The 15,596-nt window shown below is 68.6% G+C and carries 17 protein-coding genes and 1 pseudogene; 13 read left to right on the top strand and 5 right to left on the bottom strand.

The genetic code is table 11. The annotated features are described in order from the left end of the window. Positions 1-348, top strand: a pseudogene (locus tag Q0C81_RS05985) (50S ribosomal protein L1); the annotation flags it as partial. Positions 349-493: 145 nt separating this feature from the next. On the opposite strand, the gene Q0C81_RS05980 reads toward Q0C81_RS05985, so the two are convergent. Together Q0C81_RS05980 and Q0C81_RS05975 are read right to left on the bottom strand one after the other, a co-directional pair. Next, on the bottom strand, positions 494-1,000 hold the full coding sequence (locus Q0C81_RS05980; RefSeq protein ID WP_291834976.1) for a nuclear transport factor 2 family protein: 507 nt from the start codon (positions 998-1,000) through the stop codon (positions 494-496). A 12-nt stretch (positions 1,001-1,012) separates the two neighbouring features. Next, positions 1,013-1,621, bottom strand: a complete 609-nt coding sequence (locus Q0C81_RS05975; RefSeq protein WP_291834972.1) for an NAD(P)-dependent oxidoreductase — start codon at positions 1,619-1,621, stop codon at positions 1,013-1,015. 56 nt (positions 1,622-1,677) lie between these two features. Here Q0C81_RS05975 and Q0C81_RS05970 point away from each other — a divergent pair, with 56 nt between their 5' ends. From Q0C81_RS05970 to Q0C81_RS05950, 5 genes are all read left to right on the top strand, one after another. After that, positions 1,678-2,082 (top strand): helix-turn-helix domain-containing protein, encoded by a 405-nt coding sequence (locus Q0C81_RS05970; protein ID WP_291834969.1) that lies wholly within the window; start codon positions 1,678-1,680, stop codon positions 2,080-2,082. A 107-nt stretch (positions 2,083-2,189) separates the two neighbouring features. After that, complete coding sequence (locus Q0C81_RS05965) at positions 2,190-2,867, top strand: DUF47 domain-containing protein (RefSeq protein WP_291834966.1); 678 nt, start codon at positions 2,190-2,192, stop codon at positions 2,865-2,867. Between the two features lie 11 nt (positions 2,868-2,878). Beyond that, a complete protein-coding gene (locus tag Q0C81_RS05960; protein WP_291834963.1) occupies positions 2,879-3,880 on the top strand; it encodes an inorganic phosphate transporter in 1,002 nt (333 codons plus the stop codon). Beyond that, positions 3,880-4,311, top strand: a complete 432-nt coding sequence (locus Q0C81_RS05955) for an NUDIX hydrolase (RefSeq protein WP_291834960.1) — start codon at positions 3,880-3,882, stop codon at positions 4,309-4,311. Before Q0C81_RS05960 ends, Q0C81_RS05955 begins: the two co-directional genes overlap by 1 nt. A gap of 57 nt (positions 4,312-4,368) precedes the next feature. Continuing rightward, positions 4,369-4,944: a DUF2059 domain-containing protein gene (locus Q0C81_RS05950; RefSeq protein ID WP_291834956.1), complete on the top strand. Its 576-nt coding sequence runs from the start codon at positions 4,369-4,371 to the stop codon at positions 4,942-4,944. Positions 4,945-4,950: 6 nt separating this feature from the next. Here the strand turns inward: Q0C81_RS05950 and Q0C81_RS05945 are convergent, their stop codons facing one another. Continuing rightward, the gene (locus Q0C81_RS05945; RefSeq protein WP_291834953.1) at positions 4,951-5,421 is read right to left on the bottom strand and encodes a DUF1203 domain-containing protein; all 471 of its coding nucleotides are present in this window, start codon (positions 5,419-5,421) and stop codon (positions 4,951-4,953) included. An 86-nt stretch (positions 5,422-5,507) separates the two neighbouring features. On the opposite strand from Q0C81_RS05945, the gene Q0C81_RS05940 reads away from it, so the two are divergent. From Q0C81_RS05940 to Q0C81_RS05930, 3 genes are all read left to right on the top strand, one after another. Continuing rightward, positions 5,508-7,310: a M3 family oligoendopeptidase gene (locus tag Q0C81_RS05940; protein ID WP_291834950.1), complete on the top strand. Its 1,803-nt coding sequence runs from the start codon at positions 5,508-5,510 to the stop codon at positions 7,308-7,310. 37 nt (positions 7,311-7,347) lie between these two features. After that, a complete protein-coding gene (locus Q0C81_RS05935; protein ID WP_291834948.1) occupies positions 7,348-8,697 on the top strand; it encodes a serine hydrolase in 1,350 nt (449 codons plus the stop codon). 213 nt (positions 8,698-8,910) lie between these two features. Continuing rightward, positions 8,911-9,150: an aa3-type cytochrome c oxidase subunit IV gene (locus Q0C81_RS05930; protein WP_291834945.1), complete on the top strand. Its 240-nt coding sequence runs from the start codon at positions 8,911-8,913 to the stop codon at positions 9,148-9,150. A gap of 314 nt (positions 9,151-9,464) precedes the next feature. On the opposite strand, the gene mdoH is transcribed toward Q0C81_RS05930, so the two are convergent. Then, the gene (mdoH, locus tag Q0C81_RS05925) at positions 9,465-11,369 is read right to left on the bottom strand and encodes a glucans biosynthesis glucosyltransferase MdoH (protein ID WP_291834941.1); all 1,905 of its coding nucleotides are present in this window, start codon (positions 11,367-11,369) and stop codon (positions 9,465-9,467) included. A 178-nt stretch (positions 11,370-11,547) separates the two neighbouring features. Further along, a complete protein-coding gene (locus tag Q0C81_RS05920) occupies positions 11,548-13,314 on the bottom strand; it encodes an acyltransferase family protein (protein WP_291834938.1) in 1,767 nt (588 codons plus the stop codon). Positions 13,315-13,425: 111 nt separating this feature from the next. On the opposite strand from Q0C81_RS05920, the gene Q0C81_RS05915 reads away from it, so the two are divergent. Genes Q0C81_RS05915 through Q0C81_RS05900 form a run of 4 tightly spaced genes read left to right on the top strand, consistent with a single transcriptional unit; the run spans position 13,426 to position 15,441 of the window. Further along, positions 13,426-14,559 carry a Re/Si-specific NAD(P)(+) transhydrogenase subunit alpha gene (locus Q0C81_RS05915; RefSeq protein WP_291834935.1) on the top strand — a complete coding sequence of 378 codons (1,134 nt, stop codon included), beginning with the start codon at positions 13,426-13,428 and terminating at the stop codon, positions 14,557-14,559. Beyond that, positions 14,556-14,819, top strand: coding sequence for a hypothetical protein (locus tag Q0C81_RS05910; RefSeq protein WP_291834933.1), 264 nt, complete (start codon positions 14,556-14,558; stop codon positions 14,817-14,819). Before Q0C81_RS05915 ends, Q0C81_RS05910 begins: the two co-directional genes overlap by 4 nt. Before the next feature lie 2 nt (positions 14,820-14,821). Next, entirely contained in the window at positions 14,822-15,154 is a 333-nt protein-coding gene (locus Q0C81_RS05905) for an NAD(P) transhydrogenase subunit alpha (protein ID WP_291834930.1), read from the top strand. Beyond that, a complete protein-coding gene (locus tag Q0C81_RS05900) occupies positions 15,151-15,441 on the top strand; it encodes a hypothetical protein (RefSeq protein ID WP_291834928.1) in 291 nt (96 codons plus the stop codon). The genes Q0C81_RS05905 and Q0C81_RS05900 overlap by 4 nt, the downstream gene beginning before the upstream one ends. Positions 15,442-15,596: the final 155 nt, after the last annotated feature.

Here is a 15,596-nt window from a genome sequence, read left to right as displayed (position 1 = left end):
TCGCCGGACATGATGGCCCTGGTCGGCCGTCTGGGTAAGGTGCTGGGCCCGCGCGGCCTGATGCCGAACCCGAAGGTCGGCACCGTGACCCCGAACGTCGCCCAGGCCGTCAAGGACGCCAAGGGCGGCGCCGTCGAGTTCCGCGTCGAGAAGGCGGGCATCGTCCACGCCGGCATCGGCAAGGCCTCGTTCACCCAGGAAGCCCTGGAAGCCAACGTGAAGGCTTTCGTGGACGCTCTGGTCCGTTCGAAGCCGTCGGGCGCCAAGGGCACCTACGTCAAGAAGATCAGCCTGTCGTCGACGATGGGGCCGGGCTTCAAGATCGACCCGGCTTCGCTGGGCGCCTGATAGGTCCACGCCGCTGAAATGACGAAGGCCCCGGAAGAGCGATCTTCCGGGGCCTTCCTTTTTTGGCCTATCGCCTATCGGCTACTTGAGGCCCAGGCGGCTGGGACTACCGCCCTTCGGACTGCTTGAGGCCGGGGTGGGGCGCTCAATCGGCCTTGTCGCCCTGGAACATGGTGTTGCCGTTGGCGGTCGTGGCGGGGACGGACTGGATGACGTCGAAATGCTCGACGATCTTGCCGTTCTCGACCCGGAAGATGTCCACGATGGCGCGGCCGGGATCATCGGGACTTTCCTGCGAATGCAGGTGCAGGGCGACCAGGTCGCCGTCAGCGATGACGCGATGGATGGTCACGCGCGACTGCGGATGCTCGCGGAAGAAGCCCTCGAAATAGCCATAGAAGGCCTCGGCTCCGTTCGGGACGTTCGGATTGTGCTGGATGTAGCGGTCGCCGATGTACAGCCGGGCCGCCTCGGTCGGCCGGTGCTGGTTGAACGCCAGTTCGTAGAAGGCGGTGACGATCTGGGCGTTCTCGGCCTCGGTGGCGGTGCGGTCGCTCGAGGAGGGCGGATGAGGCGCGGCGACGGGCTCGGCGTGGACGGATCCGGCCCATATCGCCAGCGTCATCAGTGCGGCGGCGAGCGGGAACTTCATCTCGACCCCTCCTCAGTAGGCGGCGGTGAAACGGGCGCGGCTGTGCTTCGGTTGCTCCAGCTCATCGACCATGGCCAGGGCGTAGTCGGCGTAGCTGATGCGGCTTTCGCCCTTGTCGTCGGTCAGCAGCTGGTCGTTGCCGGTGCGGTAGCGGCCCAGGCGCGGCCAGGCCTCGATCAGGGCGGCGGGCGAGAGGAAGGTCCAGTCCACGTCGCTGATCCCGCGCAGATGGTCCAGGAAGGTGATGCCGCCGGTGGCGAACGGCTTCCATTCCTCTGGGAACTGCGGCGTGTCGATCAGGCGGACGCCGGGCGCGACCTCCAGGCTGGCGGCGCCGCCGGTGACCAGCAGGCGCGGCACGCCGGCCTCGCGCACGGCGGTCAGCAGGGTCTCGGCCGGCACGTCGAAGTGCAGGGCGCTGATCACCGCGTCGGCGCCGCGCAGCAGGTCGGCGAGAGCGTTCGCGTCAGAGGCGTCGCCGGCGACCGGCGTGACGCGGTCGGCGGTCGGGATCGCCTCCGGCTTGCGGGCCACGGCGGTGACCGCATGGCCCCGCCCGGCGAGCTCCTTGGTGATTTCCGAGCCGATGTGGCCGCTGGCGCCCAGTACGACGATCTTCATGGGAGGGTGTCCTTGGTGGTTTCCAATGGGTACCAAGTGAGATAAAGAAATCATCCATGCAAGAAGGCACCGAAACCTCATCTGGTCACCCGCGGGAAACCGCCCGGGGCGACGTGCGCGCGCAGGACTGTCCGACCCGGCTGCTGCTGGACCGGATCGCCGACAAGTGGACGACCCTGCTGCTGACCACGCTCGATGACGGGCCCATGCGCTTCAACGCGCTCAAGCGGCGGATCGGCGGGGTATCCCAGAAGATGCTCAGCCAGAGCCTGAGGCAGATGGAGCGCGACGGGCTGGTGCTGCGCCATGTCGAGGCGACCGTGCCGGTCCGCGTCACCTATGAGATCACGCCTCTGGGCCGAACCCTGGTCGAGGCGCTTCGGCCGATGATCGACTGGGCCGAGACCCGGATGGACCAGGTCGAGGCGGCGCGCCGCGCCTATGACGCCCGCGTGGTCTGAACCCTCCGACGGAGCGGCCTGTGATCTGGCCGGGATTCCGACGTTTGTGAAGAACCGTCCGTCACCGGAGGGTTGACGTAGGGCCTGCCGCGCGGGAGTGAGCGCGCATGATCGCGACCGCGATTTCGGGAGATTCGTCGATGCTGGGCTGGTTTCAGGCGCTGCTGCCCAAGGAAGACAATTTCTTCCGGCTGTTCGACGCCCATGCGGCGACCCTGATCCAGGGCGCCGACGCCCTGCGCAAGGTGCTGGAGGGCGGCGACGAGGTGCCGCGCTGGTGCCAGCGCATCATCGATCATGAGCATGAGGCCGACGCCGTGGCGCGCGAGGTGCTGTTCGCGGTGCGCCGCAGCTTCGTCACCCCGTTCGACCGTTCGGACATCCGCGGCCTGACCAACTCGCTGGATGACTCGATCGACCAGATGCAGAAGACCGCCAAGGTCATCACCCTGTACGAGATGCGCGAGTTCGCCCCGCACATGCGCCAGCTGGGCGATATCGCGGTGGAGGCGGCGACGCTGACGGTGGAGGCTGTGTCCCTGCTGCCGGCCATGCGCAAGAACCACGGCCGCCTGAACGAGCTGACCGAGAAGATCGCCCGGCTGGAGAGCGACTCCGACACCCTGTACGATCACGGCATGAAGGCGCTGTATGAGGCGCACAAGACCGGCGACGCCATGGCCTTCATCACCGGGGCCGAGGTCTATGATCACCTGGAGAAGGTGATCGACCGGTTCGAGGATGTGGCCAACCGGATCAACGGCGTTCTGGTCGAACACCTGTAGGAGCGGCCCGGATGGACCACGCCCTGCTGATCCTCGTCTTCCTGATCGCCGTCGCCCTGCTGTTCGACTTCCTGAACGGCCTGCATGACGCCGCCAACTCGATCGCCACCATCGTGGCGACGCGCGTCCTGCCGCCGGTCTTCGCGGTCGGCTGGGCGGCCTTCTTCAACTTCATCGCCTTTCTGTTCTTCGGCCTGCACGTGGCTAACACGATCGGGAAGGGGATCATCGATCCGTCCATCATCTCGGATCAGGTGATCTTCGGGGCCCTGATGGGGGCCATCAGCTGGAACGTCATCACCTGGCTGGCGGGCATTCCGTCGTCCAGTTCGCACGCCCTGATCGGCGGCCTGCTGGGCGCGGGCGTGGCCAAGGCCGGGACCGGCGCCGTCGTCATTGGCGGAGTGACCAAGACCGTCGCGGCCATCTTCCTGTCGCCCGCGGTCGGCTTCGCCTTGGCGCTGCTGCTGGTCTTCCTGGTGTCGTGGATCTTCGTGAAGGCCAATCCGTCGTCCGCGGACAAGATCTTCCGCAAGCTGCAGTTCGTCTCGGCCTCGGCCTATTCGCTGGGGCATGGAGGCAATGACGCGCAGAAGACCATGGGCATCATCGCGGTGCTGCTGCTGTCGCGCGCGCCGGCGGGGACCGAGTTCCATGTGCCCTTCTGGGTGGTGATCACCTGTCAGGCGGCGATCGCCCTGGGCACCCTGTTCGGCGGCTGGCGCATCGTTCACACGATGGGGTCGCGGATCACCCGCCTGAGCCCGCAGCAGGGCTTCTGCGCCGAGACGGGCGGGGCCATCACCCTGTTCATGGCCACCGGCCTGGGCATTCCGGTTTCGACCACCCACACCATCACCGGCGCCATCGTCGGCGTCGGCGCGGCCCGGCGGGCCAGCGCGGTGCGCTGGGGCGTGGCCCGCAGCATCGTCACGGCCTGGTTCATCACCATGCCCGCGGCGGCGGCGATCGGCGCGGCCTTCTTCTGGGTCGGCGGAATCTTCCTGACCTGATGACCGGCGAGGTCATCCGCACCGAACGGGCCGAGCGGCGTCAGGTGGCGGCGCTGCCCTGGCGACGCGGCCCCGACGGGCTGGAAATCCTGCTGGTCACCTCTCGCGAGACGCGGCGCTGGGTCACGCCCAAGGGCGGCCGCATGCCCGGCCTGACGGACGCCGAGGCCGCGGCCATCGAGGCGCTGGAAGAGGCCGGGGTCGAAGGCCGGGTCGGAGACGAGCCGCTGGGGACGTTCCGCTATCTGAAGATGCTGCGGCGGCGCGCGCCGCGCTGGTGCGTGGTCTCCGTCTATCCGCTGGAGGTCGTCACCGTGCGTCCTGTGTGGAAGGAGCAAGGCGAGCGTGACCGGCTTTGGATGTCGGTCGAACAGGCGGCGGCCTGCGTCGGCGAACCGGATCTGGCTGAGATAATTCGCCGCTTCCGCTGATCGGCGGTTGTGCGTGCGCCGTCCACGCGGAAAGATGGGGCGAACGGGGGGATAAAGATGCGTTTCATGATCGCGTGCGCGGCCGCGGCGCTGCTCAGCACGGCCTTGCCGGCCGATACGGCCCGGGCGGCCCAGGCCTCTTCGACGGCGACCGCGCCGTCCGAGCGACAGCTGGAGCTGACGCGCCGGTACCTGAACCTGTTGATGACGGACCAGTTCGAGGGCGTGATCCATCAGATGCTCGGCGCCGAGATGGCCAATGACGAGCAGATGCAGACCCTTCCGGAGGCCGACCGCCGCTTTATCCTCAGCCTGACCGCCGAGCTGACGGCGGACATGGTCCCGCAGATGATCGCGGAAATGGTCCCGGTCTACGCCGGCGTCTTCACCGAGGAGGAGCTGGTCGCCCTGGTCGCCTTCTATGACACCCCCCTGGGCCGCTCGATCGCGGAAAAGAGCGTGCAGGTGATGCCCGCGGCCGATCGCGCGGTCATGGCGCTGGTCCCGCAGATGATGGAGAAGATGGCGATGCGGATGTGCCAGCACTACAGCTGCACCCCCGCCGAGCTGGAGCAGCTCCGGCAGGACATGCGCGAAGGCGCCGAGGTGGATCAGGGCGCGCGCCGGAAGTAGATCCGATCAGGCGCGCCGGGCTTCGGCCATGAAGCAGCCGCGTCGGGCGGTGTGCATCTGGATTCGGTCGATTACCGGGTCGGAGAACCAGAGGTTCAACCGGACCGCCAGATCAGCGCCGTCGACCACATCGGCGTCGATCATCATCGCCCCGGAGTCATAGGCCCGAACCGACAGCAGGCGACGGCCCAGCATGTCGGGGACCTCGTCCGGCCCCAGCGCCGCTTCCGAGGCGGTCTCGCGCACGAAGATCGGCCCGTCCGAGCGGTAGGGACTGGCGGGCGCATCGAGATGGCGGTGGGTGAGCAGGATCAGCGCCTCGCCCGGCGCGGCGTCGGCCAGGCTGACCCGGCAGGGCGCGCTGTTCGGCGCGTCGGCGATCATTCGGCGCGCGCCCATGGCCTCCAGCCCGGCGTCGTCCAGCGCGAACAGCGGACGGAAGGGGGCCAGCGGCAGGGGATGGATCAGGAAGCTCATGGAGCGGATGATCGCGCCGTCCTGACCCGGCGTCTGGCGTCTTTCGGCTGTTGCGCCGGGCCGCGCGCATCCCCACAACGGAGGGCATGAACGCCCCCTTCAAGACCGCCGCCGATCCGCTGGACGCCCCCGTCTGGGACCTGTCCGACCTCTACGCCTCTCGCGAGGACGCCCGCATCGAGGCCGATCTGGAGCGCACCCGCGCCCTGGTCGGCGAACTGAACGGGCTGCAGGGCCAGCTGATCGCGGCCAAGGACGATCCGGCGACGTTGGGACAGCGGCTGGACCGGGCCGTCGCGCTGTACGAGCAGGCCTCGGACGTGCTGGGCGCGCTGGGGGCCTACGCCTTCCTCGCCGCCTCGACCAACCGCAACGACGCGGGCGCACAGGGCTTCGAGGCCACGGTGCGCGAGAAGCTGACCGCCATCGCCACCCCGACCATCTGGGTCACGCTGGAGATCAACCAGCTGGATGACGCCGCCGTCGAGGCGGCGCTGAAGGCCCATCCCGCCGCCGCCCGCTGGACTCCATGGCTGCGCCGGACGCGGGCGATGAAGCCGCATGAGCTGTCCCAGGAGCTGGAGACCTTCCTGGCCGAGCGTGGCCCCATCAGCGCCCAGTGGCCGCGCCTGTTCGACGAAACCCTGGCGGCGATGAAGGTGAAGGCCGGCAAGGACGAGCTGACCCTGGCCGAGGCGCTGAACCGCCTATCCGACCCCAAGGGCGCCAAGCGCAAGGCGGCGGCCGAGGGGCTGGACGAGGCCTTGGGCGCGCGGGCCTCGACCATGGCGCTGGTGCTGAACACCGTCGCCGCAGACAAGGCGCTGGAAGACAAGTGGCGCGGCTTCAAACGCCCCGCCGACGGGCGTCACCTGTCCAATGAGGTGGACGGCGAGTCCGTGGACGCCATGGCCGAAGCCGTGGCGGCCGCCTATCCGCGCCTGTCGCACCGCTACTACGCCCTGAAGGCCAAGGTGCTGGGCAAGCCCAAGCTGGACCAGTGGGACCGCAACGCCCCGCTCGAGACCACGGCCCCGCGCGGCTATGACTGGTCGGCCGGCAAGGCGCTGGTGCTGGAGAGCTTCGGCGACCTGGGCGGGGACTTCGCCGAGCGGGCGCAGGGCTTCTTCGACAGGCCGTGGATCGACGGCAAGGCGCGGGCGGGCAAGCAGTCCGGCGCCTATGCCCACCCGGTGACGTCGGACAAGCACCCCTATGTCTTCCTGAACTGGATGGGCGAGCGGCGGGACGTGCTGACCCTGGCGCATGAGCTGGGCCACGGCGTGCACCAGACGCTGGCGGCGGGGCAGGGGTCCCTGCTCGCCGATACGCCCCTGACCCTGGCCGAGACGGCCTCCATCTTCGCCGAGGGGCTGACCTTCGACCGCCTGCTGAAGACGGCGCCCAAGGCCGAGCAGCGCGGCCTGCTGGCCGGCCGCATCGAGGACGGACTGAACACCGTGGTGCGCCAGATCGCCTTCCACCGGTTCGAGACCCGGTTCCATGACGAGCGCGCGGCGGGCGAGGTCCCGGTCGAGCGGATCGGCGAGATCTGGCTGGAGGAGATGGGCGCGTCGCTGGGCCCGGCGGTGACGCTGAACCCCGGCTATGAGCACTGGTGGAGCTATGTCAGCCACTTCGTGCACTCGCCCTTCTACGTCTACGCCTACGCCTTCGGCGACCTGCTGGTGGCGGCGCTGATGGAGACGCGGGCCAAGGACCCGGAGGGCTTCACGCCCCTGTACCGCGACCTGCTCGCGGGGGGCGGGTCCAGGGGCTACGTCGAGGCGCTGGCGCCGTTCGGCCTGAACCCGCGCGACCCGGCCTTCTGGACCATCGGCACGAAGCGGCTGGAACGGCTGATCGACCAGTTCGAGGCCATGGTCTGAGTTGACGCCCCGGCGGGGGCGGGCGACCGTCCGCGCCATGCGCATCCTGATCCTCGCGGCGGTCGCCGCCTTCGCCCTGCCCGCGGCGGCCCAGACGCCAGTCCAGACGCCGCCGTCCGGACCCTCGGCGAGCGTCCGCGCCATGGCGGCGGGATACAAGGCCCTGACCGTGTGCAGCGCGGTCAAGACCGCCGAGGCGGCGGGCGGGACGCGCACGCTGGAAAGCGTCGAGGCCAACGAGTTGATGGGTATCTATCCCGAGCTGGACGGATTGGTCCGGGAGATGCCAGTCGAGATCGATTTGCAAAGCGTCGCCGTCGCTTGGGACGAGGTCATGCCCCCGCGGTTTGCGACCCACGAGCCCGGGCAAGGTTGCGTGATCATGCCGATGGGTTGGCGTTATGACGGCTCGTACGTCATGGCGACTCACCATCCGCGCCGTAATGAGGCGTTTGAAGCCGCCGAGCCCGCAGGGAACGCCGCCCTCCTGAACGAGGCCGTCGAAGGCGCCTTCGTGGGGCACTACGGCGACGGCTCCAACACCACCGCCGTGCTGGTGCTGCAGGGCGACCGGATCGTCGCCGAGGAGTACGCCGAGGGTTTCGGCGTCGACACGCCCCAGCGGACCTGGTCGGTGGCCAAGAGCTTGGCAGGGACGATCATCGGCGCCGCTGTTCAGCGCGGCGGGGCGGACGTGGAAGCACCGGCCACGATCGCCGACTGGCGGGGTGACGATCCGCGCGCGGCCATCACGCTGGACCAGTTGCTGCGCATGTCGTCGGGCCTGACCAGCGACACGGCGGGCAACCGCACCGACGCGATCTATTTCGGCGGCGTGGCGGTGGACGAGCAGGTCACGACCTGGCCGCTGATCGCCCCGCCGGGCGCCCGCTTCCGCTACGCCAACAATGATATCCTGCTGGCCGTCCTCTCGATCGCCTCCGACTTCAAGGATCATCCTCCGGCGGAGCTATTCCGGCGTCTGGGCATGTACGACACCTGGGCCGAGACCGACTGGCGCGGCAACTACGTCCTCTCCAGCCAGGTCTGGTCGACGGCGCGCGACCTGGCGCGTTTCGGCCAGCTGTACGCCCACGACGGTGTCCTGAACGGCGAGCGCATCCTGCCGGAGGGCTGGCTTGAGTACGTCTCACGTCCCTCGGGGCCCCAGCCGATGGGCGAGCAGGGCTATGGCGCGACCTTCTGGCTGATGAACACGTCCGAGGGCGTTCCGCCGGACACCATCTCCGCCAACGGCAACCGGGGCCAGTATGTGATCATCGTGCCCAGCCGGAACATCGTCATCGTCCGCCGCGGCGAGGACCCGACCGGCAAGCGCTTCGATCCGATCGCCTTCACCCGCGACGTTCTGGCGGCGCTGGACTGAGAGCCTGATCGGCATCAGTGGAATCGCTACGCGATTCCGCTGATGCCGTGAATCAGGCTCCAGAATTATGCCGGAGCGAAATCTGAGTTGGTTTGGACAGCGTCCAACCCAACCGATTTCGCTTTAGGCTGAAATGCCGCGCCCCGCTTGAGCCTGAGCGTGGCCCCGCTATAAGGGCGGCGAGCTTTCTTTTCCCGAATCCGGACCCGACCCATGGCCGACCCCCACGCCCACGACGACTACGTTAAAGGCTCGATGGAAATCAGCGAGCAGACGTCGACGTTCCACCTGTTCATGGGCATGGCCAAATACGGCTCGCTGGCCATCGCGGCCCTGCTGGCCCTGCTGACGATCTGGTTCATGCCGAACGGCAACTTCTTCGCCGGCGTCGGCGTGGCGGTCGTGATGATGGCCGCGGGCGTGTGGTTCCTGCGTTCGCCTTCGGCGCACTGAGGCCCGGCCGCGCTGACGGCGCGGCGGTCTTCTGATCCATGAGATTGAGGAAGGGCCGGGCTGTGCAGGCAGTCCGGCTTTTTCGCGTCTGCGTAAAGCGGGGGCGGCTGCGAAGCGGGTCCACGGCCCAACTCTCTGACCCATCCGAGGATGAAATCGAGGCCGTTGGGCCGTTTCCCGCCTTCTGAAAGCCCGATCAGCCTATCAGCGGCCCGAGGTTGCGCCAGTAGACGGGGTCGAATTTATGCTGCGCCGCAGCATAATGCGGAACGGTGTTGCGCGGATGCACCATGGCGGCGAGGCAGCCGGAACGATCAGGCCCCGGCGACGGCCCGCAGCGCCGAAACCTGCTGCGTGCTGGGGATGGTGCTGACGCTGACGCCCGCCTCGTCCGGAACCGCCAGGTAGCCGGCCTTGGCCGCCGCGTCGCCCAGGCGGCGGCGCGAGGTCAGGACCACCAGCGGGGCGGCGAACAGCAGCGGCAGGACCACCGGGGCGAACCAGGTGACCAGATCCGGGCGGAAGCCCAGACCGACGCAGAACAGCAGGCCCGTGGCCATCTGCCAGCGCATCGAGCGGAAGGCGTCCTTCCAGCTGACGCCGTCGGCGTCGCGGTCCTGGGCGTGCCAGCCGGCGTCGTGACCGGCGGCGATCTGGATGATGGCCTTGGTGTTGGCGACCATCATGATCGGGGCGATCAGGGCCGACAGGAAGATCTCCATGGCCATGCCCTTGAAGATGCGCTTGCCGCCGCCGAAGGCGCGACGCTCACGCGGGCGGCTCATGACCAGCAGGCCGCCCATGACCTTCGGACCGATCAGCAGCACGCCCGACAGCAGGGTGGCCAGCATGAAGGGCGAGAACTCGGGCTTCAGCAGGTAGCCGAACGACGCCCAGTCGGTCGGGTACTGCAGCTGGATCACCATGCCGGCGATCAGCGAGGCCAGCCACAGGGGCGACGAGAAGTAGGCCATGAAGCCCATGGCCATCTGGACGCGGTTCATCACGGTCATGCTGCGGGTCTTCAGCAGGCCCAGGTGCTGCATGTTGCCCTGGCACCAGCGGTGATCGCGGCGGATGAAGTCCAGCATGGTGGCCGGGGTCTCTTCACAGCTGCCGTCCAGGGCGGCGGTGACGTGCACCGCCCAGCCGGCGCGGCGCAGCAGGGCGGCCTCGACGGTGTCGTGGCTCAGGATCGCGCCGCCGAAGGGCTCGCGGCCCGCCAGGATCGGCAGATGGGCGGTCGAGGCGAAGGCTTCGGTGCGCAGGATGGCGTTGTGGCCCCAGTAGCTGGCTTCCGAGCCGGCCCACCAGGCCAGGCCGGCGGCGGCGACGCGGCCGTACAGGCGCACGCTGAACTGCGACACGCGGGCGAACAGGGTCTGGCCCTTGATGATGGTCGGCGTGGTCTGCAGCAGGCCGATGCCCGGGTTGCGCTCCATGGCGTCGACCATGCGCAGGATGGTCTCGCCGGCCATGGTCGAGTCCGCGTCCAGCACCAGCATGAACGGATAGGCGCCGCCGAAGCGCTGGGTCCATTCCGACAGGTTGCCGCACTTGCGCTCGATGTTCTTCTCGCGACGGCGGTAGAAGACGCGGCTGTGGGCGTGGGCGCGGAAGCCCAGATAGGCCTGATGTTCCTGATCGGCCGCTTCCGGCTTGGTCGAGTCGCTCAGGACGAAGATGTCGAAGGCGTCCGAAACGCCGAGGCGGGCCAGCGAATTGTCGATCACGGCCAGGCGCGCGAAGGCCGCGCGGGCGTCCTCATTGTACAGCGGCATCAGCAGGGCCGTGCGCTGGGTCGGCTCGGCCGGATGCGGGGCGAAGGCCAGGTCGTCCTGTTCGCGGCCGGTCAGCAGCACCCAGAAGCCGATGGCGGCGCTGGAGAACCAGCAGCCGATGGCGGTGATCAGCACCCCGAAGATGACCAGGGAGGCCACTTCCAGGGCGTCGAAGCCGTTGCGCGCGAACAGCGCCACCGGCGCGATCAGGGCCAGGGCTGTAACAATCGCGGTCAGGACGGCGAGCGCGAGACGGCGGCCGCCGACGTTCACCGGCGAGGTGGCGGGCGTGGGGACTTCCGGCGTCGCGTCCCAGCTGTTGAGGGACTGACGCGGCATGGCCATCGGCGCTTCGTCCGGCAGCCAGGTCCAAGCCGGGCGGTCAGTCTGGGCCGACGCAGCGTTTGCGGCGTCGATCCGGATCGCTTGGTTGCTCATAAGTCAGTCCAGGCCTTTGATCCCGCAACCGGCCGGGGCGCCGGGTGGAATTTGCTGCATTGCAACACGCCTGCAATGTCGATCACTTCCGCGCGATTTTCAATCACGGAATGGTGAATGGCGAAGAAAAATTGAATGAGGCCGGTTTTCCGGGGGCTTTGGCGGCCCGCGGGGGCCTTCAGTCGCGGCCGGCGTGGGCCTTCAGGCGGCGTTCGATCACGAAAGCCGCGATCCCGACCCAGCCCACGAGGATAATCGCATAGCCCCGCTCCCACCAGCCGACATTGGCGTCGTTGACCGTTCCGGGCAGCACCAGATGGTAGGTGAAGGCGGTCAGGACGGCCATGGCCACGAAGACCACGGCCAGGAAGATCTTCAGCCGCTTCATGTCGACATGGCTCCATAGGCCCCAGAGCAGCAGCAGGGGCGCCAGCTGGATGCCGAGGCCCAGGTTGATGGCCATGTGCCGGGGGTCGGGCCACGGATAGAGGCTGGAGGCGGCCAGGCCGATCCCCGCCAGGGTGAAGACCACGGCGGTCAGGCCCGCGACGAACCACCGCCCGGTCAGGGCGTTGATGGCCAGGCCGAAGCCGACCCCCGCGGCGATGCACATCGCGCCGGCGATGAAGACGCCGCCGTTGAAGATCAGGGGCATGGGAGCCGAGGCGCCGCCCAGCTCGCTGAGATACTGGCGCGCGTGATCGAAGCCCGGCCAGGTCGCCACGCCGATCAGCACCGCGGTCAGCGCCAGCACCGGCGCGCCCATGCCGATCATCAGCAGCCGGCGGCGGCGATGGTAGCGGGGCCGTCCGACGGGGGCGGGGAAGGGCTTGAGACCCCACAGCGGCCGGATCAGGGGAATGCGGCGCACGACCTCGTAGATCAGCAGGCTGATTCCGAAGGTGACGCCGACCAGGCAGGCGGCCTCGAGCGGGGCGGGCAGGTTCGCGGGCCGGATGAACCAGACCGCCACGACCAGCACCGTCTGGTGCGCGAGATAGAGGGGAAAGGTGGCGTCCACCAGATAGGGCAGGGCGGGGCCGGGCGTCTTGCGCAGATAGCGGCTGCCGTAGCCGAGGATGGCGGTGATCACCGCCCACTGGTCGATGGCGAACACGACCGCGCGCGGCACGCCGAACCAGGTCCCGCCGCCGGGGTGGGCCGCCTGCCACATCATGATCGGCAGGGCGATCAGGGCCACGATCAGCGACAGGTGCCGGCGGCGCTCCAGCTCGGCCCAGACGCCCTGATGCCCGACGATCAGGAAGCCGAACAGGAAGGCTCCCAGCGACAGGAAGTGATTGTAGAAGTCCCACGTCAGCTTGTTGGTGATGCCGAAGATCGGGAACAGCACGATGCGGATCACGATCAGATAGACCAGCGGCACGACCAGGATGCGCCAGCCCGCCGTGTTGCGGACCAGCCAGGCCTCGGCCCGGGCCATCAGGGCCGGGCGGGTCATCAGGGCCACGGCGACCAGGCTGTAGACCGCGATATAGACGATGAACCACAGGTGGTTGACCGGCACGCCGTCGGCCAGGCCGGCCGGGCCGAACTCGTGCCACAGCCAGTCGGCGAAGTTTCCGGTGAAGCCGCCCTTGTCGAGGGCCTCGACCCACGACTGGATCGGCACCAGCACCAGCGCCCCGAACAGCAGCGGCGGAATCAGCCGCTCGGCGCGTGCTTTCAGGGTCTGGGCCGCCGTCCGCCGCGCGGTCATGAAGCGCAGCGCCGCGCCGGACACCAGGAACAGCAGCGTCAGCCGCCACGGATTGGTCAGCAGCAGCGCTTCGTGCAGCCAGGGGAAGGTGTGGGCGCTGTGGATGTGCCAGTCGTACGGCGCATAGACCAGGGCCACATGGTACAGGATCAGCAGGCCGAAGGCGCTGACCCGGATCCAGTCCAGGTCGTTGCGGCGCATGCTCGGGGCGGGGCTGTCTGACACGCGGGCGTCTATGGTCGAGGGCGAGGCCCCTGTCCATGACGGGCGCGCTTTTGACGCGTCGCTCCGGAAGAGCCTAACGTCGCTGTACAAACCAGTGAGGGAGGGATTCGCTTGGCTGTCGCCATCGCCGTGACCCGCGAGCGCCGTGAAGGCGAGACGCGTTGCGCCGTCACTCCCGAGACCGTGAAGAAGCTGATCGCGCTGGGCGCGACCGTGACGGTCGAGGCCGGCACGGGCGCCGGCTCCTCCATCCCCGACGCGGACTACGAAGCCGCCGGCGCCGTTGTGGCCAAGGACACCAAGGCCGTGCTGTCCGGCGCCGATCTGGTGCTGAAGGTGCGCGGTCCGACGGCGCAGGAGACCAGCGCCCTGAAGCCGGGCGCGGTCGTCGCGGCCATGCTGGACGCCTATCGCGAGAAGGACACGGTGCAGGCGCTGGCCCAGGCGGGCGTGACGGCCTTCGCCATGGAATTCGTGCCCCGCATCACCCGCGCCCAGGTGATGGACGTGCTGTCGTCCCAGGCCAACCTGGCCGGCTATCGCGCCGTGATCGAGGCGGCCTACGCCTACGGCAAGGGTTTCCCGATGATGATGACGGCGGCGGGCACCGTCTCCGCCGCCAAGGTCTTCGTGATGGGCGTGGGCGTCGCGGGCCTGCAGGCCGTCGCCACCGCCCGGCGGCTGGGCGCGGTGGTCACCGCCACCGACGTGCGCCCGGCGTCCAAGGAACAGGTCGAGAGCCTCGGCGCGAAGTTCGTCGCCGTCGAGGACGAGGAGTTCAAGGCCGCCGAGACCGCCGCCGGCTACGCCAAGCCGATGTCGCCGGAGTATCAGGCCAAGCAGGCCGAGCTGACGGCCTCGCACATCGTCAAGCAGGACATCGTCATCACCACCGCCCTGATCCCCGGCCGCCCGGCGCCCCGGCTGGTCACGGCGGCGCATGTCGCCTCGATGAAGCCGGGCTCGGTCATCGTCGACCTGGCCATCGACAACGGCGGCAACGTCGAGGGCGCCAAGCTGGGCGAGGTCGTGACGACCGCGAACGGCGTGCAGATCGTCGGCTGGTCCAACCTGCCGGGCCGCATCGCGGCGGACGCCTCGGCCCTTTACGCCCGCAACCTGTTCGCCTTCGTCGGCCTGCTGGTGAAGGATGGGGGCCTGGCGATCGATCTGGAGGACGAGATCCTCAAGGCCTCCGTGGTCACCAACGGCGGCGCCGTGGTGCATGAGGGGGTGAAGGGATGAGGTTCGGAAAGCCGCTCGTCCTCATTCTTTGGCTGGGCTCGGTCGCCTATCAGGTCTGGCGGGAGTTTGAGCGCTTCTCCGCGTTTCGTGTTGAGCATCCGGCCGCCGACGTTGGCGGCTTCCTGATCGAGCGCGGGCCTTACTATCTGCTGATACTCGCCATCGCCGTTGCCGTTCTGGCCTTGTTGGCGTGGGTGGAGAACAAGATTCCTCGTGCAGATGCTGACATGACCGAGTTTCACGAACCGCGAGGCCACTGACCATGGAACACGTCGATCCCACCATCTTCCGGCTCGCCATCTTCGTGCTGGCGATCTTCGTCGGCTACTATGTCGTCTGGTCGGTGACGCCGGCGTTGCATACGCCGTTGATGGCCGTGACCAACGCCATCTCCTCCGTGATCGTCGTCGGCGGCCTGATCGCGGCGGCGGCGGCCTCGGGCAGCGGCGACGGCTGGATCGCCAAGGGCGCCGGCGTGGCGGCCGTGACCCTGGCCAGCGTCAACATCTTTGGCGGCTTCATGGTCACGCGGCGCATGCTGGCCATGTACCGCAAGAAGGAAAAGCCCAAGGCCGCGGAGCCCGCCGCCTCGTGACCTTCGACGCCCACACGCTCGCCTTTGGACTCTCGCTGGTCGGACTGGCGGTCGGCGTGGGCCTGTGGGTGCGTTCGATCTTCGAGAAGACGCCGCTGCGCCGCCTGCGTCAGGTGGACTGCGGCACGGTGCTGGTCTTCTCGTCCATTCTGCTGCGCTTCGTCGGCCAGACGAAGCCGCTGGGCATCATCGAATGGGCGCTGGCCCTGATCTCGCCCCTGTTCGTGGCGGCGGCCCTGTGGCGGCTGTCGCGCACGGCCTGCCCGCCGTCCGGAGCGGGCCGATGAGGGCGCTGACGCTGATCGCCCTGGCCGGCGCCGCCCTGGCCGCGCCCGCGGCGGCGCAGACCTATGTCGGCGAGAACATCGAGGGCGGGCTGCACTGGTCGGTCTCGGCGCCCGGAGGGGCGTCATGGCGGCTGAATTGCCGCTTCCCGCCGGTG

The organism is Brevundimonas sp., from assembly GCF_023259385.1.
In the GTDB taxonomy this organism is placed as follows: domain Bacteria; phylum Pseudomonadota; class Alphaproteobacteria; order Caulobacterales; family Caulobacteraceae; genus Brevundimonas.
The sequence above is the reverse complement of the archived record's forward strand: the minus strand, read 5'-3'. Positions and strand labels throughout refer to the sequence as shown.